Source organism: Bradyrhizobium sp. 187 (assembly GCF_023101005.1).
GTDB classification, from domain to species: domain Bacteria; phylum Pseudomonadota; class Alphaproteobacteria; order Rhizobiales; family Xanthobacteraceae; genus Bradyrhizobium; species Bradyrhizobium canariense_D.
Map to the genome: position 1 here is coordinate 4614979 of NZ_CP064693.1, position 17912 is coordinate 4632890.

At 63.5% G+C, this 17912-nt stretch carries 19 protein-coding genes and 1 tRNA gene; 4 read left to right on the top strand and 16 right to left on the bottom strand.

Annotation, left to right across the window (positions count from 1 at the left end; all coding sequences use genetic code 11):
- Positions 1-3: 3 nt before the first annotated feature.
- The 8 genes from rplJ to IVB19_RS22290 form a co-directional block, all read right to left on the bottom strand.
- Positions 4-522 (bottom strand): 50S ribosomal protein L10, encoded by a 519-nt coding sequence (gene rplJ / locus IVB19_RS22255; protein WP_026233178.1) that lies wholly within the window; start codon positions 520-522, stop codon positions 4-6.
- A gap of 577 nt (positions 523-1099) precedes the next feature.
- The gene (locus IVB19_RS22260; protein WP_018456445.1) at positions 1100-2047 is read right to left on the bottom strand and encodes a 2-hydroxyacid dehydrogenase; all 948 of its coding nucleotides are present in this window, start codon (positions 2045-2047) and stop codon (positions 1100-1102) included.
- A 90-nt stretch (positions 2048-2137) separates the two neighbouring features.
- Positions 2138-2830, bottom strand: coding sequence for a 50S ribosomal protein L1 (gene rplA / locus IVB19_RS22265; protein WP_007602988.1), 693 nt, complete (start codon positions 2828-2830; stop codon positions 2138-2140).
- A gap of 6 nt (positions 2831-2836) precedes the next feature.
- On the bottom strand, positions 2837-3265 hold the full coding sequence (rplK, locus tag IVB19_RS22270; protein ID WP_018456444.1) for a 50S ribosomal protein L11: 429 nt from the start codon (positions 3263-3265) through the stop codon (positions 2837-2839).
- Between the two features lie 130 nt (positions 3266-3395).
- Positions 3396-3950, bottom strand: a complete 555-nt coding sequence (gene nusG / locus IVB19_RS22275) for a transcription termination/antitermination protein NusG (protein ID WP_247455506.1) — start codon at positions 3948-3950, stop codon at positions 3396-3398.
- Positions 3950-4141, bottom strand: a complete 192-nt coding sequence (gene secE, locus IVB19_RS22280; RefSeq protein WP_007602984.1) for a preprotein translocase subunit SecE — start codon at positions 4139-4141, stop codon at positions 3950-3952. The genes nusG and secE overlap by 1 nt, the downstream gene beginning before the upstream one ends.
- A gap of 617 nt (positions 4142-4758) precedes the next feature.
- The gene (locus IVB19_RS22285) at positions 4759-4986 is read right to left on the bottom strand and encodes a hypothetical protein (RefSeq protein ID WP_198293367.1); all 228 of its coding nucleotides are present in this window, start codon (positions 4984-4986) and stop codon (positions 4759-4761) included.
- Positions 4987-5219: 233 nt separating this feature from the next.
- Positions 5220-5295: transfer RNA gene (locus tag IVB19_RS22290), tRNA-Trp, on the bottom strand.
- Positions 5296-5457: 162 nt separating this feature from the next.
- Between IVB19_RS22290 and IVB19_RS22295 the strand changes: the two genes are divergently transcribed.
- On the top strand, positions 5458-6693 hold the full coding sequence (locus IVB19_RS22295) for a serine hydrolase domain-containing protein (RefSeq protein WP_247819873.1): 1236 nt from the start codon (positions 5458-5460) through the stop codon (positions 6691-6693).
- Positions 6694-6858: 165 nt separating this feature from the next.
- Here IVB19_RS22295 and IVB19_RS22300 read toward each other — a convergent pair whose 3' ends face one another.
- Complete coding sequence (locus tag IVB19_RS22300; protein ID WP_018456440.1) at positions 6859-7626, bottom strand: SDR family NAD(P)-dependent oxidoreductase; 768 nt, start codon at positions 7624-7626, stop codon at positions 6859-6861.
- 67 nt (positions 7627-7693) lie between these two features.
- Complete coding sequence (locus IVB19_RS22305) at positions 7694-8392, bottom strand: histidine phosphatase family protein (protein WP_018456439.1); 699 nt, start codon at positions 8390-8392, stop codon at positions 7694-7696.
- Between the two features lie 134 nt (positions 8393-8526).
- On the opposite strand from IVB19_RS22305, the gene IVB19_RS22310 reads away from it, so the two are divergent.
- Positions 8527-9312 (top strand): SDR family NAD(P)-dependent oxidoreductase, encoded by a 786-nt coding sequence (locus IVB19_RS22310; protein ID WP_018456438.1) that lies wholly within the window; start codon positions 8527-8529, stop codon positions 9310-9312.
- A gap of 1015 nt (positions 9313-10327) precedes the next feature.
- Entirely contained in the window at positions 10328-11500 is a 1173-nt protein-coding gene (gene argE / locus IVB19_RS22315; protein ID WP_247362358.1) for an acetylornithine deacetylase, read from the top strand.
- 201 nt (positions 11501-11701) lie between these two features.
- Here the strand turns inward: argE and IVB19_RS22320 are convergent, their stop codons facing one another.
- The 3 genes from IVB19_RS22320 to IVB19_RS22330 form a co-directional block, all read right to left on the bottom strand.
- Complete coding sequence (locus IVB19_RS22320; protein WP_247362356.1) at positions 11702-12328, bottom strand: LysE family translocator; 627 nt, start codon at positions 12326-12328, stop codon at positions 11702-11704.
- A gap of 89 nt (positions 12329-12417) precedes the next feature.
- Positions 12418-13476, bottom strand: a complete 1059-nt coding sequence (locus tag IVB19_RS22325; protein WP_085351268.1) for a phosphotransferase family protein — start codon at positions 13474-13476, stop codon at positions 12418-12420.
- 132 nt (positions 13477-13608) lie between these two features.
- A complete protein-coding gene (locus tag IVB19_RS22330) occupies positions 13609-14844 on the bottom strand; it encodes an acyl-CoA dehydrogenase family protein (RefSeq protein ID WP_007611657.1) in 1236 nt (411 codons plus the stop codon).
- A gap of 222 nt (positions 14845-15066) precedes the next feature.
- On the opposite strand from IVB19_RS22330, the gene IVB19_RS22335 reads away from it, so the two are divergent.
- Entirely contained in the window at positions 15067-15729 is a 663-nt protein-coding gene (locus IVB19_RS22335; protein WP_247362355.1) for a TetR/AcrR family transcriptional regulator, read from the top strand.
- Between the two features lie 3 nt (positions 15730-15732).
- Here the strand turns inward: IVB19_RS22335 and IVB19_RS22340 are convergent, their stop codons facing one another.
- From IVB19_RS22340 to IVB19_RS22350, 3 genes are all read right to left on the bottom strand, one after another.
- Positions 15733-16125, bottom strand: a complete 393-nt coding sequence (locus IVB19_RS22340) for a RidA family protein (RefSeq protein WP_247371962.1) — start codon at positions 16123-16125, stop codon at positions 15733-15735.
- A 108-nt stretch (positions 16126-16233) separates the two neighbouring features.
- Positions 16234-16449, bottom strand: coding sequence for a hypothetical protein (locus IVB19_RS22345; RefSeq protein ID WP_018457601.1), 216 nt, complete (start codon positions 16447-16449; stop codon positions 16234-16236).
- Positions 16450-16638: 189 nt separating this feature from the next.
- Positions 16639-17868 (bottom strand): CaiB/BaiF CoA transferase family protein, encoded by a 1230-nt coding sequence (locus tag IVB19_RS22350; RefSeq protein WP_247362353.1) that lies wholly within the window; start codon positions 17866-17868, stop codon positions 16639-16641.
- Positions 17869-17912 lie beyond the last annotated feature (44 nt).

Sequence of the window (17912 nt, forward strand, 5' to 3'; positions counted from 1 at the left end):
GCGTCAGGCCGCTTCGCTCTTTGAGGCATAAGCCTGAATGACACGCGCGAGCTTGCCCGCGGGCGCGTTGGCGAGCTGAGCGATCTTGGTCGCCGGGGCCACAAGCAGGCCGACGATCTTGGCGCGCAGTTCGTCAAGCGACGGCAGCGAGGCAAGTGCCTTCACGCCGTCGACATTCAGGACGGTCGTTCCCATCGAGCCGCCAATGATGACGAACTTTTCGTTCGCCTTGGCGAATTCGACGGCGACCTTTGGCGCCGCTACCGGATCGTCCGAAGTGGCGATCACGGTCGGTCCCTTCAGCATGGGGCCGATGGCAACGACGTCAGTGCCTTCAAGAGCAATTTTGGCGAGACGGTTCTTCGAGACCTTCACCGAGGCGCCAGCCTGCTTCATCTGCGAGCGCAGCTTCTGCATCTGGGCAACGGTCAGGCCGGAATATTGGGCAACGACCGCGACGCTCGTGGTCTTGAAGACCCCATTGAGCTGTTCGACCGCTTCCTTTTTTGCCGCTCGTTCCACAGCAAGCTCTTTCCGGTTGGCGGTCATCGCGAAAGCGGGACCGCCGGGTTGCACCCATCGTCCCGCCCAAACCTGAACCTCAGGGCCAAACCCATCGGACACGCCGGGCAAGACGACAATTCAAAGCCTGCCCTCCGAGAGCCCGTTAGAGCCCACGGCGTGTCGAGGTCCGAACCAAACCCATTCCGCAACCGACCCTAAGGTGGCCACGAAGTGAAATCCGGTCTTCACCCGTCTATGCAGGCCATGCGATTAAGCCGTTGAGAAATCGGAATTCCCCGCGGGCGCCTGCAGTCTTGGACAGGACAAGGTCAGCCGGCGAACCGCCCGACCTCTGCCCGCACCCCACACCCGACGGTTTTCCCTCCCTTTCCAGCAAATCCTCACGGACGCCCTGAAAAGGAATGATCTCCATCGCTTGTTTTCGGAATGCGTGCACGAACGCGCCAGCCGAGGCCGGCACGTCCGGAAGCGGTTCTTTAACCGCTCGGGGCCTGCTTGCCAAGAGCAAAATTCACACCAGTTCCAATCCGTTGCCGCTCGCGCTTAACCATGGCCGAAAAGGGCCGGTTTCCGCTCATTTGACCGCGTAAGGCAACTTCTTGCCCTCGAAAAACGCGGTCAGGTTCGCCAGCACGCAGTTCTGCATGGCGACGTGCGATTCCAGGGTGTGGCCGCCAATATGGGGGGAGAACACGACGTTGGGCAGTGCCGTCAGCGCGTCAGGAGCGTGCGGTTCCTTGTCATAGACATCGAGACCGGCTCCAGCGATGGTCTTCTGGGTGAGCGCCAGCACCAGGGCTTTCTCATCGATCACCGAGCCGCGGGAGATGTTGACGACATAGCCGTCCGCCCCGAGGCGCTTGAGGATATCGGCGCTGACGGCATGCTGGGTCTCGGCTCCTGCCCGGACCGCGATCATCAGCACGCTGCACCAGTCGGCCAGCGCCTCCAAGGTCGGGAAATATTGATAGGGCAGATCGTACCTGCTGCGGCTGAAATAGCCGATCTCGCTCTCGAAGGACGCGCAGCGCGCTGCGATCTTGCGGCCGATCTCGCCCATGCCGTAGACCCCGATGCGGCGGCCCGGCATCCCGGCCTGCGGGCGCATCATCGGCGAGGGCTTTGACGCGGCCCAATCGCCGCTTCGGACGTACTGGTCGGCCACCAGGATTCGCCGCGTCGCCGCGAGCATCAGGGTCATCGCGATGTCGGCGACGGAGGCCGCATTGGCACCCGGGCTATGTCCGACCGCAATATTGCGGGCAGCAGCGGCCTTCAGGTCAACACCGTCATAGCCGGTGCCGTAGCAGACGATGGCACCGAGCTTGGGAAACAGGTCCATCGCCTCCGCGCCCAGCGGCGTTCCGCCGGCGGTGAGCACTGCACGGATATCGCCGAGCGCGTCGGCCGAAAACATCTCCCGCGCCGGCTTGCCGCCGGTGTCGAGCAGCTCGAACCGCTCGGCGAAGCGCGCCATCATCGTCTTGGGAAAGCGCGAGTAGATCAGGACCTTGTCAGTCATTGTTCTTGTTTCCGGTGAACGCCGTCACAAACGACGAGGGGCGGAATCGGTTGCCCAATTCCGCCCCTCGCCTCATGTCATTTGCAAACCTTAGCCGAGAATGGTGCCCGGCTCGACCTTCACGCCGGGGCCCATCGACGAGGACACCGCAACGCGCTGGATGTAGGTGCCCTTGGAACCGGCCGGCTTGGCCTTGGAGACAGCGTCAGCCAAGGCCTTGATGTTTTCGACCAGTTTTTCCTCGGTGAACGAGGCCTTGCCGACGCCAGCCTGCAGGATGCCGGCCTTCTCGACGCGGAACTCGACCGAGCCGCCCTTGGCGCCCTTCACGGCGCCGGTGACGTCCATGGTCACGGTGCCGATCTTCGGGTTCGGCATCAGGCCGCGCGGGCCCAGCACCTTACCGAGACGACCGACCAGCGGCATCATGTCGGGGGTCGCAATACAACGATCGAAATCGATCGTGCCGTTCTGCACCTTCTCGACCAGGTCCTCGGCGCCGACGACGTCGGCTCCGGCAGCCTTGGCCTCGTCGGCCTTGGCGCCGCGGGCGAACACGCCGACGCGGAGCGTACGGCCGGTGCCGTTCGGCAGGGTCACAACGCCGCGGACCATCTGGTCGGCGTGACGCGGATCGACGCCGAGATTGATCGCGACCTCGATGGTCTCGTCGAACTTCGCTTTCGCGCGTTCCTTGACCATCTTGATGGCGTCTGCGAGCGGGTAAAGCTTTTCGCGATCAATACCTTCGCGGGCTTTGTTCAAACGTTTTCCGATTGCCATGACCGCTTACCCTGCCACTTCCAGACCCATCGAGCGGGCAGAGCCCTCGACCATCTTCATGGCCGCTTCGATGGAATCGCAATTGAGATCCTTCATCTTCTTCTCGGCGATCTCGCGCACCTGCGCTTTGGTCACCGCACCCGCCTTGTCACGGCCCGGCGCCTTGGAGCCGGACTGGATCTTGGCAGCCTGCTTGAGGAAGAAGGACATCGGCGGCGTCTTCATCTCGAACGTGAAGGAACGATCGGCGTAGATCGTAATCACGACGGGAATCGGGGTGTTTTTCTCTTCCTTCTGGGTCTGGGCGTTGAACGCCTTGCAGAACTCCATGATGTTGAGACCGCGCTGACCGAGCGCGGGACCGATCGGGGGCGAAGGATTCGCCGCACCGGCCGGGACCTGAAGCTTCAGGTATCCGGTCACTTTCTTTGCCATGTATCACTCCTGTTGGGCCGGCCTGGGCCGGCGGTTTCAGGTTCGTGGTCTGGGTCGGAGGCGGCTGGCGACCGCCCTCTCCCTCCCACGGCCTCTTGTTACGCGAGACCGAAGCCTCACGCCTACCCGATCAGACCTTCTCGACCTGACCGAATTCCAGTTCGACCGGCGTGGCGCGGCCGAAGATCGACACCGCGACCTTCACGCGCGAGCGCGCCTCGTCGATTTCCTCGACCACACCCGAGAACGAGGCAAACGGGCCATCGGCCACGCGCACGTTCTCGCCGATCTCGAACGACACCGACGCCTTCGGCCGTTCCACGCCCTCCTGCACCTGGTGCAGAATGCGCATGGCCTCGGCTTCCGAGATCGGCATCGGCTTGTTTTCCGCGCCGAGGAAGCCGGTCACCTTCGGCGTGTTCTTGATCAGATGAAACGCCTCGTCGGTCAGCTTCATCTTCACCAGCACGTAGCCCGGGAAGAACTTGCGCTCGGCGTCGATCTTGCGGCCGCGGCGCACTTCCGTGACCCTCTCGGTCGGAACCAGCACCAGCTCGAACAGCTCCTCGAGCCCGCGCTGCTTGGCCTGCTCGCGGATCGATTCGGCGACCTTCTTCTCGAAGTTCGAATAGGCGTGGACGATGTACCAGCGCTTGTCAGACAATTGAGCCGTTGCTGTTGCCATCAGTGAATGCCCAGAAGGAAGGTGATGAGGACGCGGATGATCTGGTCGGCGGCGAAGAAGAAGATCGAGGCCACGGCGACCATGACGAACACCATGATGGTGGTGATCGTGGTCTCGCGGCGGGTCGGCCAGGTGACCTTGGCGGTCTCCGAGCGGACTTCCTGCAAGAACTTGAACGGGCTGACTGCCATCGTTTGATGTCCAACGTCCGTCGACAGACGCGAATGAATTTCAGGGATCCGAACAGCCGCCGTTGGCCCAGCCCTCTGTCGAAGGATGAGCCGGAAATCGGGCTCGATTGTTCGGGGATTCAAAGCCGCGCCGGAAATCCGCGTCTAACGGGCCGGCTGCGAGTGCGCGGTATCTACTTCGGATGGGACCAAAGGTCAAGATAGAGAGGGCCCGCGCGCCCAAAACGACCTCCGCGGGCGAACGACCAGAGATCAGGCCGATCAAGGGCTTATCTGCCGCCTGCAAAGCGCAGTCCCAGCGCCTCAGCCGGTTCCTCGCAGAACGAGACCACCGGGGCCCCCTCACCTGCAGCCCCTTTTGGCGACCCCCTCAAGGTCAGTCGGCCCGATCGATCGTCGAAATGCTCGGCAACGGCACAACGAACTTTCCGCCCTCGGCGAAATAGCCGCCTCCAGTCGGCCGCAGGGTCGCGGCATGGCTGAGGACAAGCTCTTCAACTAATACGAACGTCAGGACGTCTTGCCGACGTTCGGGAATTTCAATTCCGCCGCCGAACTGCCGGGCACGATGCGAGCCGGCTACGACACGTGTTCAGCCATATCATCAACCTCGCGCGCTACGTGCTCGGATCGCCGCCGGCAGTCGCCGAAAGCAACATCGAGAGCTCGGGCGCGGCGACCGTGACACTCGACTCGACGGCGTCGCCTGCGCGCTGCAGCTCGCGAATGGATCCAAAGGCGTCTGGCGCGAGGGGCTGAGCAACGCGTTCGAGCTGGGCGCGCTGACCATCGAATTGCCACCGCCTTTTGCCGAGCAGGAGGCGGAGGTCGTTCTCCATCAGCAAGGACAACCCACGGAATTGTCTCGCGGCAAGGTTGGGCGTTTCGGCGTCAGGCCGAGGCATTCGTCGCCGATATCGTGGAGCAGAGGACGCCGTGGCTTCCGGCGCAGATTCCGTGGCCGACATCGCCCTTCGGAGGCGATCTGGAAACGGCAGATCATCGCCTAGGGCTGCGCCATCCAGCAATATCCAGCCGACGGCTAATCGCCCACATCCCAGTTAAGTGTTTGATTGGTTGGCAGGAGTGGCAGGGCTCGAACCTGCGACCCCCGGTTTTGGAGACCGGTGCTCTACCAATTGAGCTACACTCCTACGGACCCTGCGTTGCCGCGCGGATCAGGCCGCTTTGAAGCACAAGGGGCGGCCGGATTGCAAGGCCGGATTGCAAGGGTGAAGCGCGCTGGCTTCGCTTGTTTGTGCCGCGCCTTCTGGGCCACAGTCCGCTCCGAACAATAATAAGCACCGGGAGTACCCATGACTGCCCAAGCGTCCGCGACAGCCGCCCCTCGCCCCTCGATCGCCGCGAAGACCCCGCCTCTGCCGGAATCCCGCCCCGAGACGCTCGGGCTGTCGCGCCCTCGCCTCGAGACCATGTCGGACGCCTTCAAGCGCGAGATCGACAAGGGAACCGTGCCGGGCGTCACCGTGCTGGTGGCACGGCACGGTCAGGTCGGATGGTTTGAGGCGCTCGGGAAACAGAGCCCGACGGGCGCGGCGCCGATGGCGCATGATTCGATCTTCCGCATTTTCTCGATGACCAAGCCGATCGTGTCGGTCGGCGTCATGACGCTGGTCGAGGACGGCCACCTGCTCCTTGCCGACCCCGTCGCGAAATTCATCCCGGAGTTCGCCAACCAGAAGGTCGGCGTGGTCAGCGGCGGCAAGCTGGAACTGGTTCCGCCGAAGCGCCCGATGACGGTGCAGGACCTGCTCCGCCACACCTCCGGCCTGACCTACGAGCACCAGGGCGACGGCCCCGTGCACAAGATCTATCAGGACTCGCGGGTGCGCAGCCGCAAGATCACCAATGCCGAGCACGCCGCCCTGGTCGCGAGCTTCCCGCTGGTCTGTCACCCCGGCGACGAGTTCAACTACAGCCGCTCCACCGACATCCTCGGGCGCATCATCGAGGTCGTCAGCGGCAAGTCGCTCGGCACGTACCTCACCGAGCGCATTCTCACGCCCTTGCAGATGGCCGAGACCGGCTTTGCGACAGCGGAGGTCAATGCCAACAGGCTCGCCGAGCCATTCGCGGCCGATCCCTGGACCGGCGACAAGGTCGCGCTGTTCAACATGCTCGAGCAGCCCATCATGGAGTCCGGCGGCGGCGGCCTCGTCTCCACCACGATGGACTATGCCCGCTTCGCGCTGATGCTGCGCAATGGCGGCACGCTCGACGGCAACAGGATCATCGGCCGCAAGACGCTGGAGCTGATGGCCTCCGATCATCTCGGCCCGAACGTCGTGACCAACGGCACGCTGCTGTCGCCTGGCCATGGTTTCGGCCTCGGGTTCGCGGTGCGGCGTGAAGCCAGCATCGCGCCCTTCCCCGGCAGCGTCGGCCAGTTTTTCTGGAGCGGCATCGCGGGGACGTTCTTCTGGATCGATCCGAAGGAGGATCTGTTCGTCGTGTTCATGAGCCAGGGCCCGGGGCAGCGCGATCATACGCGTACGCTGGTGCGGGATCTGGTGTACGCGGCGGTGGATTGAGGCGGCGCCGCTATGCGCGGCGCTGCATCACATTTTCGCTGTCATGCCCCGGCTTGACCGGGGCATCCAGTACTCCGGGGCGGATGTGGCGAGAGCGAGCTCTCCAACGAAGGCCGCGGAGTACTGGATCGCCCGCCTTCACGGGCGATGACACCTATTGGGGCCTCAACTGATCGTCGCGCCGCCGTCGATCACCATGGTCTGGCCGGTCATGAAGTCGCCGGCCTTCGAGCCCAGGAACACCGCGGCGCCCGCGATCTCGTCGGGGATGCCGATGCGCAGCAGCGGCGAACGCGCAGTCGAGGCTTTCAGGTTCTCCGGATTGTCCCACAACGCTTTCGCGAAATCGGTCTTGATCAGGCCGGGCGCGATGCAGTTCACGCGGATATTGTGCGGGCCATATTCGCAGGCCAAATTGCGCGCGAGCTGCATGTCGGCGGCTTTCGAGATCGCGTAGGCGCCGAGGATGGTCGAGCCTTTCAGGCCGCCGATCGAGGAGACGATGATGATCGAGCCATCCTTGCGCTCGATCATCTGCGGCACCACCATCGAGATCAGCCAGTTGTTGGCGACGATGTTGTTGTCCAGGATCTTCCTGAACTGATCGTCCGAGATGCCGGCGAGCGGGCCGTAATACGGGTTCGACGCGGCGTTGCAGACCAGCACGTCGATCTTGCCGAAGGCGCGGTTGCTCTCGTCGATGAGGTTCTGCAGATTTTCCTTCGACGAGATGTTGGCGGCGATCGCCACCGCCGTGCCCTTGCCGAACTTGTCGTTGATCCTCTTGGCGACCTGGTCGCAAACGTCGGCCTTGCGCGAGGAGATCACCACCTTGGCGCCGTGCTCGGCCATGCGCTCGGCGATCGCAAGCCCAATGCCGCGCGTCGAACCAGTGATGACGGCGACTTTCCCCTTCATGTCGAACAAGGTCATGTTTCTCTCCCAGAGTACGTTTTGATTGCTTGAAGCTTACGCCGCGTCCGCGCGACCGGGCAATTGCTCAGGCGAGCTTCTTGACTTCCGGTCCCGCGGGTTGATGCATCGCCGCATGCGCATCGTCCGCGATCCACGGCTGCTGGTTCACCATCGGCAGCCGCCAGACATTGCGTTCGGGGCTTGCGAAATAGTCGAGCCGCGTCACAGAGCAATTGTCGATATCGAACGCGAGCCCTCGCTCCGGCTGATTGTCGAGCGCCAGCCCCAGCGCTGCCTTGATGGTGCCGCCATGTGCGACCGCGATCACGTCCTGCCCGGCGGCCTCATTGTTGATCCGCTCGATGGTGCGGCGGGTGCGGTTGTAGAGGTCCATGAAGCTTTCGCCGCCGGGTGCAGGCTCGTTGATGTCGGCAAACCAGCTCGAGCCGACGGGACGGCTGGCGATGAACTCGGCGCGGTTCATGCCCTGCCAACGGCCGAGGTTTTGTTCGGCGAGGTCCGCCTCCCATTTCATCGATGCAGGCCTCGGGAATCCGGCCGCCCAGATCGCTTCGGCGGTCTGATGGGTGCGCATCAGATTGCTCGAATACCAGACCGCCTTGCGTGGCAGCACCTTGGCAACAGCATTGAAGACGTAGGTATCGCTGGTGTCGCAGGCGAGATCGGACTGACCGTAGATGTTGCCACCGTCATTGCGCACGGGCGCGTGACGGACCCACCACCAGCGTGTCGTGACCACTTTGGGCTTGTCTGCACCTGCCATCGAAACCCTTCCATCCCGTCTGATGTCGCTGTACGTCAGTAGCGAACGTGTCTCAAGACACTTTACCGTTTGAAATCTTGTTTGAAATTCCGTCGCGCGGCAAGCGTCGCGCGCGAACCAAAGGGAGAAACCGCATGGGCCGTCTGCAAGGCAAATCCGTCATCATCACCGGTGCCGGCAGCGGCATCGGCCGCGCGGCCGCGCTGCTGTTCACCAGGGAAGGCGCCAAGCTAATCGCGGTCGATCGCAGCGAGGCGGTGAAGGAGACGGTCGACGAGGTGAAGAAGGCCGGCGGTGTCGCGGAAGCCATGATGGCGGATGCGGGCTCCGAAAAGGACGTCATGGCCGTGATCGACAAGGCGGTGAAGACGCACGGCCGGCTCGACGTGATCTGGGCCAATGCCGGCGTCTCCGGCGGACTCGTTCCGCTCGGCGAGCAGACCGTCGAGCAATGGCAGGAAGTCTTGCGCATCAACCTGATCGGGCCGTTTCTCGCGGTGAAGCATGCGATGCCGCACATGGTGAAGCAGCAGTCCGGCGCGATCGTGCTCACCGCGTCCGTCGCGGGCCTCAAGGCCGGCGCCAGCGGACATCCCTATGCCGCGAGCAAGGCCGGCGTCATCTCCCTGGTGCAGACCACCGCCTATTCGCTCACCGGCACCGGTGTGCGCATCAACGCGGTGTGCCCGGGCCTGATCGAGACCGGCATGACCAAGCCGATCTTCGACCGCGCCAAGGAGCGCGGCACCGCCGACAAGATCGGCCAGCTCAATCCGCTCAAGCGCCCCGGCCAGCCGCACGAGCTCGCCGCGATGGGACTGTTCTTGGCCAGCGACGAGGCGTCGTACGTCAATGGCCAGGCCTTCCCGGTGGACGGCGGACTGACGGCGTCGATGCCGTATACGGGGAAGCCGGTTTAGTTCACGCACTCTCGCGTCCCGGAGGCGCTGCAGCTTTCTCACGCTGCTGCGCTGCGTCCGGGGCACGAGACAGAAGTTTTGGCGCGCAACTGCTTCAGCATCGTCATTGCGAGCACAGCGAAGCCATCCAGAGTCTTTCCGCGGCGTCAGCCTGGATTGCTTCGCTGTGCTCGCAATGACGGAGTCTGTGCTCGCAATGACGGAGTCTGTGGGTGGCAGGGTCGCGCTTCCATTCGCATTCCCGTTCGCAGACACACCTTCGCCCTCTCGCGGCTTGTTCGCCCGAGCTTTGCTTGGTCGCCTCACCCTCGAATGAAAGAGGGCGCAGGGAAGACCGGGCGCCGGCTGGCACCCGCGGTCCACTGTGCGAAGTTGCAGTAAAAAATCTGCACAGCGGCATACAGGTGAAGCCAAAACGTCCGGCCTTCGCTGCGCAGCGGTTTTACGGCTTATGCCGTGCTCTCCCCGGGGAGCGATGCACTATTGCCCCCGTCGCCTCATGGATGGCTGATGCGCGAACCCGGTCGGGCCGCCACATCACCACAAGACTTGACGCACAGACCCCGGGCGTCAGGACGACACGGTTTTGCCGTACGCTGTCAGCACCGGTCGTGTGCGCGACGCCTTCGCTCACGGTTGCCCGCCCTGCGAAACCATTCGCGCCGGTGTGGCCCAGCGTCCGCCGCTGTCCGGCCCGCGTTCGTGACGATCGCGATACGCCCCTCTTCCTTGGGCCGGGTTACGGCGACACATACGCCGTTTCCGAATTTCGGTAAAGTGGAATATTTTCAGCGGCGGGCGTTGACCTGCCGCTCGCGTGTTTTGCCCGTCGGCCAATGCAAGGGCTTGTAGCCCGGATGAGCGAAGCGACATCCGGGATTCCGACCACGAGCTGTCCCGGGTATCGCTTCGCTCACCCGGGCTACCGGTCTGTGTTGATTTGCTCTACCACAGCCGACGTTGGTATGGTTCGTGCAAGCACTTCAGCTTCCATCCCCCTGACAAGAACGTGACAATGCCAAGCTCAAGACCCGACCGTATTCGCAAGCTGCTCGCCGACCTCGTCGGCTTCGACACGATCAGCGATCGCTCCAACCTGCCCCTGATCGCGCATATCGAGAGCTATCTCGCCGCACACGGCGTCAAGAGTGAGCGCATCGTCGACGAGACCGGACAGAAAGCCGCGCTATGGGTCACCATTGGACCCGAGGACCGCCCCGGCCTGGTGCTGTCGGGACATACCGACGTGGTGCCTGTGGTCGGCCAGGACTGGAGCCACGATCCCTTCAAGCTGATCGAGCGCGACGGCAAGCTTTACGGCCGCGGCACCACCGACATGAAGGGATTCGTCGCGGTGTGCCTTGCCATGGTGCCGGAGATGCTGGAGGCGAAGCTGACAACGCCGATTCATCTCGCCATCTCCTATGACGAGGAGATCGGTTGCGTCGGCGTGCGGCCGATGCTGCGCGAGCTCGCGAAGAAACGGATCAAGCCGCTCGGCGCCTTCATCGGCGAGCCGACCGAGATGAAGGTCATCATCGGCCACAAGGGCAAGCACGGCGTGCGCGCCACGTTCCAGGGCCTCGCCCGCCACTCCTCGATCGCACCCGAGGGCGTCAACGCGATCGAATACGCCGCCGAGCTGATCGTCGAAATCCGCCGCCGCGCGTTGCAACTCGCAAGCACGAAAGCAACGAACAGCCTCTACGATGTCCCTCACTCGACGCTGCTCACCAGCATCGTGCATGGCGGCGCCGCGCTCAACATCGTGCCCGATACCTGCACGGTGGATTTCGAATGCCGCGGCATCGGCATAACCGAATCCAGGGAGGTGACGGATGCGATCGTCGCCTGGGCCAAGACCGAGATCGAGCCGGCGATGAGGGCGCGACACCCGGAGTGCGGCATCGACTTCGAAGAGATCCTCGATTATCCCGCCCTCGACACCGCCGCCGACGCCACCATCGTCACGCTGGCCAAGAGCCTCGCGGGGCGCAACGACCACGCCAAGGTCGCCTTCGGCACCGAGGCGAGCCTGTTCGCCAGCATGACCGATATCCCGTCAGTGGTGATCGGGCCCGGGTCGATCGCGCAGGCGCATACGCCGGACGAGTTCGTGGAGATGGCGGAGCTGGAGAAATGCGCAGGCTTCGTGGAGAAGCTGATCGCGCATTGCGTGAAGGGGTAAGGTGTTTCCGCGTCATTGCGAGGAGCTCTTGCGACGAAGCAATCCAGACTGCCACCGTGCGAAGATTCTGGATTGCTTCGCTTCGCTCGCAATGACGAGCGTCTGGAGACACCCGTAGTCCGCATGAGCATAGCGGCGACATGCGGGGCCGCTGTCCCGGATATCGCTGCGCTCATCCGGGCTACGAATGAGCGGTGCGCCTCATCGCTCCTGCAAAGCCAGCCGCACGCCGACGGCGCAGTAGATGGTCCCGACCACCTTGCCCTGCCATTTCACGACGGCTGGATGGCGGCGTAGCAAATTGCCGAGACGGCCGGCGCCGACGGCGAACACCACCGTGCTAAGGAGGCCGAGCAACACGAACACAGCACCGAGCAGCGCGAGCTGCAGCGTCGTCGAACCATGCTCGGGCCGGACGAACTGCGGCAGGAACGCGAGGAAGAACAGCGCGGTCTTCGGATTCAGCACCTCGGTCAGCACGGCCTGCCGGAATGCCCGCGCTGCGCTGATCGCGGGCGCACCGCCATTCACCTCGATCGGCGTCTTGTCGAGCATGGCGCGAATGCCGAGATAGATCAGAAAGCCCGCGCCCGCGTATTTGACGACGCTGAACAGGAGTGCCGAAGTCGCGATGATCGCAGAGAGGCCGACGATCGCCATGGTGGTGTGGACCACGTCACCAGCCGCAATTCCCGCGCCCGTCGCGATGCCGACCCTGGTTCCCGAGCTCGCGGCGCGCGCCATGGTGAGGAGTGTCGCCGGTCCGGGAATGAAGACGAAGCCGAGGACGATGAGGATGTAGGTGATGAGGGTGGTGTGATCAATCATGCGGGCATCTCTCTCGTCATTCTGTCCCGTGTCCAGACACGAGAGGAACGCAAGCAAAGGCGCGGCCGTCAGCCGCGCCTTCGGATTCCTTAAACCGCGCCCGCCTTCTGCGCGTACTCCCAAGACGCCTTCGACAGCGGAACGGTGCGCTTGGCTGACTCCAGCGCCTTGGCATTCGCCGCGGTGCCGTCGCGGACCCGGCCGGCGATGCCTTGCGTGATGCCGGCGAGACGGAACAGGTTGTAGGCGAAATACCAGTTGAGGTCAGGCACCGTCATCTTGGTGACGTTGCAATAGATCTGCGCGGCCTCCTCCACGCTCGGGATGTTGAGCGCCTTGAGGTCGGCGCCGTCCAGGCCGGGCATGACCCACTGCATCAGCAGATAGGTGAAGTCGGCCATGGGATCGCCGAGCGTCGACAATTCCCAATCGAGCACGGCCTGCACGCGTGGTTCCGTCGCGTGGAAAATCATGTTGTCGAGGCGATAGTCGCCGTGGACGATCGAGACGCGCGCCTGCTCCGGCACGGTCTTCGGCAACCATTCGGCGACCTTCTCGAACTCCGGAATGGTCTGGGTCTCGGACGCGCGGTACTGCTTGGTCCAGCGGTCGATCTGCCGGGCAAAGTAGTTGCCGGGTTTGCCGAAGTCGCCAAGACCGATCGCGACGGGATCGAACATGTGGAGTTTTGCCAGCGTCTCGATCTTGCTGGTGAAGATCTTTCGACGATCATCCCGCGTCTGGCTCGGCAGCGTCGGATCCCAGAACACCCGGCCGTCTTCCATCGACATGATGTAGAAGGCCGAACCGATGATGCTGTCGTCCTGGCACAGCGCATAGGCCTTCGCGACCGGAAAGCCCTGCTTTCCCAGCGCCGCGATCACGCGATATTCGCGATCGACCGCGTGCGCCGACGGCAACAATTTGCCGAACGGTTTTCGGCGCATCACATAGGAGCGGTTCGGCGTGTCGAGCCGATAGGTCGGGTTGGACTGGCCGCCCTTGAACTGGAGCACGACCAGCGGTCCCTCATAACCCTCGACGTTCTCGCGCAGCCAGGCTTCGAGCCGCATCTCGTCGATGCGATGACGCTCCTCGACCGGTTTGGTGCCCGAGAACTCTTCGTCTTTCCTGACGCCGTCAGCCACGATGACGCTCCCTCTTCAGTCCGAACATGATCCTAATCGGTAACCCCCAGCGCACTTGCGTCAAGCGGTCATCCGATCACGGATCATGCCCTGTCGTTTCTTCAAATCGGGAGCGCCAGCGTGCTCTCCCGCTTAATGACTGGAAGAGTTTGCATACTTCCGAACCTCGAGCCTGGCAATGGCGCGATTGTGCACCTCGTCCGGGCCGTCGGCGAGACGGAGCGTGCGGATGTGGGCGTAGTCCTTGGCGAGGCCGGCTTCGTCCGAGACGCCTGCACCGCCGAAGGCCTGGATCGCCTCGTCGATGATCTTCAGCGCCATGTTGGGGGCTGCGACCTTGATCATGGCGATCTCGGCCTGCGCGGTCTTGTTGCCGACCTTGTCCATCATGTCGGCGGCCTTGAGGCACAACAACCGCGTCATCTCGATGTTGGTGCGGGCCTCGCCGATGCGCTGCTCCCACACCGAATGCTCGACGATCCGCTTGCCGAAGGCAGTGCGCGAGGTAAGCCGCTTCACCATTTTCTCCAGCGCCTCCTCGGCCTTGCCGATGGTGCGCATGCAGTGATGGATACGGCCGGGACCGAGGCGGCCCTGCGCGATCTCGAAGCCGCGGCCTTCGCCGAGCAGGATGTTCTCCTTCGGCACCCGCACGTTCTCGAGCAGCACCTGGGCGTGGCCGTGCGGCGCGTCGTCGAAGCCGAACACGGGCAGCATCTTCTCGACCTTGATGCCGGGGGTGTCGAGCGGAACCAGGATCTGCGACTGCTGCTGGTGCTTGGCCGCCTTGAAGTCGGTCTTGCCCATCAGGATCGCGATCTTGCAGCGGGGATCGCCGACGCCGGACGACCACCATTTGCGGCCGTTGATGACGTAGTGGTCGCCGTCGCGCACAATGCTGGTCTCGATGTTGGTGGCGTCAGACGAGGCCACGGCCGGCTCCGTCATCAGGAAGGCGGAGCGGATTTCGCCGTCCATCAGCGGACGCAGCCATTTGCGCTTCTGCTCCTTGGAGCCGTAGCGCATGAATACTTCCATGTTGCCGGTGTCGGGCGCGGAACAATTGAAGACTTCCGAAGCCCAGGAGATGTGGCCCATCTGCTCGGAGAGCAGCGCGTATTCGAGATTGGTCAGTCCCGCGCCGCGGAATTCGTCGTCCTCATGCTCGTTGGGCGGCATGAACATGTTCCAGAGGCCTTCGGCTTTCGCCTTCTTCTTGAGATCCTCGAGCACCGGGATCACCTTCCAGCGTTCGCCGCTGCGATCCTGCTCATCATAGACCGGCACCGCCGGGCGCACGTGCTTGGCCATGAAGGACTGCACGCGGTCGAGCCATTCCTTCTGCTTCGGCGACAGATCGAAATCCATGGGACGCTCCTCGTCTTTGCCAACTCGTTTGGCGAACTTGTTTTGCGCCGGACTGTCCACCCGCATTGTGCGACCCGCAAGTGCGAATGCGCGGCTTGCGGATGCTCCGGAACCCATTCGCGCGTTTGCGAACGAGTCCCGATTGCGGATTGACTTTCCCGGCCTTCAAACGATAGTTTCATACAACCGTTTGAATTGCAACTCCCTCCCCGAGGGGCTCCCATGGCCAGCGATCATACCCGGACTGCCATTCTCGCCGCCGCCGAACGGCTCTATGCCGATCGCGGGTTCGGCGACGTGACGTTGCGCGACATCGTCGCTGAGGCCAATGTCAACCTCGCGGCGGTGAACTATCATTTCGGCTCGAAGGACGAGTTGATCGCGGAGCTGTTCGTGACACGCTCGATCGCCACCAATCGCGAGCGTCTGCGCGAATTGAAGGCGGCGGAAGAACAAGGCGGCGGCCGCGCGCCGATCGAGGTAATCCTGCATGCCTTGGTCGGCCCGACGCTGCGCGGCTGCCTCGGTCCCGAGAACCAGCGCTCGAGCGCGGCGCGCTTCATGATCCGCGCTTCGATCGAATCCGTGCCGCCGATCCGCCGCATCAAGAATCGCGAGATCGACCATTTGCGCAAATTCGCCGGCGCGATGCGAAGGTCCCTGCCCGACCGCAGCGACGTCGATATTTACTGGGGCCTGAACTTCGCGCTCGCCATGGCGCACCACACCATCCGCGAGAGCGAGCGGCTGACGAAACTGTCGGAGGGCAAATGCGACCTCGACGATGTCGAGGACGTGGTCGCGCGCGTCGTCAGCGTGGCGACGATGGCGCTGACGGCGGGACGGACGGAGGCGAAGGCGCCGTCAAAAATGGCGGCGCGCTAACCTTCACATCATCGCGATGCAGTCGATCTCGACGTCGAAGGGGCCGAACCATTCCGGCGTACAGACGAAGATCCGCGCCGGCGGATCGTGCGGGAAATAGCGCGCATAGACGTTGTTGAACGCGGCGAAGTGCTTGGTCGAGGTGCAGTAGACGTTGCACTTCATGACGTTGTCGAGGCTCGCGCCCGCCGTCTCAAGGCACAGCTTTATCTGCTCCATGATCAGCTCGCTCTGCCGTTCGATCGGCACGTCCGCGATCTCGCCCGTCTCGGGGTCGAATGGCGGCAGGCCGGCGACGAAGATCATGTTGCCGGCGCGCGTGACCGGCGAGACCGGCGCCTGCCGACGATCGAGGAAAGTCGAGATCGGTTCGACGCGGAGCGCTTCGCGTTTCATTTCGAGATTCATGGGCGGCCACCTTCGGTCCAAGCGAGATGACGGCTTGCTACAGCATGTTGCAGCCGTCATGCTTCGCTTCTGATCGAAGTTTGGTCGCCGAGCCGCCTAGGCGTGCTGCGGCATCTCCTCGGCCTCTTCCTTGGCGAGCAGCAGCAGCATCTCGATGCCCATGTCGCCTTCCTGCGGCGAGCGGATGAACTTTATTTCGTCGGCGCTTTGCCGCAACGCGGCAATGATCGCGACGGCCTGGTTGGCCGTTGCCGCCTCGGTCGCCAGAATTGCCTTCTGGTTCTTGGCCTGAAACCCGATCGTGTAGGACATGCGTTCCCTCCCGGACTGAGTGGACCGATCGAATCTGAGTCGCGCGCGGAGCGGAAGCCTGTGTGAGTACGGACCGGAATTATCTGGGGATTGCCCGCAAGGTTCGCGCAAGGCCGCAGGAGCGTCATGTTGACGTCCCTTTTTATCCAGTGGCGATCAGGCCAAACCGCGCGCGCCGCTTCGCCGAAGCTAGATAATCCCCTGCTGCTTCAGCGCCTCGATCTTGCCGGCATCGTAGCCGAGCTTGCCGGCGAGCACCTCCTGGGTGTGCTCACCGAGCAGCGGCGGGGCGCGGTAATCCTTGATCGGGGTTTCCGAGAGCGTCAGCGCGTTGCGGATCAGCGAGAGATCGGGCTGGAAGGGATGATCGACCTTCACCCGCATGCCGCGCGACTGGACGTGCGGATCGGAAAACACCTGCTCGAAATTGTTGATCGGGCCGGAGGGCACGCCGGCCTCCTCCAATCTGTCCAGCCAATAGGCCACCGGCTGCTTCAGGAACAGGCCGGCGAAGATCGCCATGATCTCCTTGCCGTGCACGACGCGGTCGTTGTTCCTGACGAAACGCTTGTCGCTCGCGAGTTCGGGCGCGCCGAGCACGGCGCAGGTGCGCTGGAACTGGCCGTCATTGCCGACCACCAGCATCAGCTCGCCGTCGGTGCAGCGGAACACGCCGGCCGGCATGCCGCCATTGCCCCAGGTGCCGCGGCGCGGCGGCGTCTTGCCGTTGACGAGGTAGATCTGCAGCCAGTGCGACAACGACGCGATGACGGTGTCGAACAGGCAGACGTCGATATGCTGCCCCACGCCATCATTGGCGTCGCGATGATAGAGCGCCGAGAGAATCCCGATCGAGGTGTTCATGCCGGTCATGTAGTCGACGATCGACGGGCCGACCTTCATCGGGCCCTCGCCGGGCTCGCCGTCGATATGGCCGGTGACGCTCATCAGGCCGCCCATCGCCTGCAGGATGGCGTCGTAGCCGGCGCGCGGCGCATAGGGGCCGGTCTGGCCGAAGCCGGTCACCGAGCAGTAGATAATGCCGGGATTGATCGCCTTGATGGTCTCGTAGTCGAGGCCGTAGCGCTTGAGATCGCCGACCTTGTAGTTCTCCATGAAGACGTCGACATCCTTGGCGAGCTCGCGGATAATCGCCTGCCCCTCGGGCTTGGCGATGTTGACCGTGACCGACTTCTTGTTGCGGTTGGCGCAGAGGTAGAATGAATTGTTGTTGTTGGCCTTGCCCTCGGGGTCAGTCAGGTAAGGCGGGCCGAAGGCGCGCGCGTCGTCACCGGTGCCCGGCCGCTCGATCTTGATAACCTCCGCGCCCAAATCGCCCAGCATCTGGGCCGACAGAGGCCCGGCAAGCACGCGGGTGAGGTCAAGGATCTTGATGCCTGAGAGCGGCAGGGCCGACATGTCGAATTCCTCCGGGAACTGGATCTTGGCGCGGCGGCGAGATC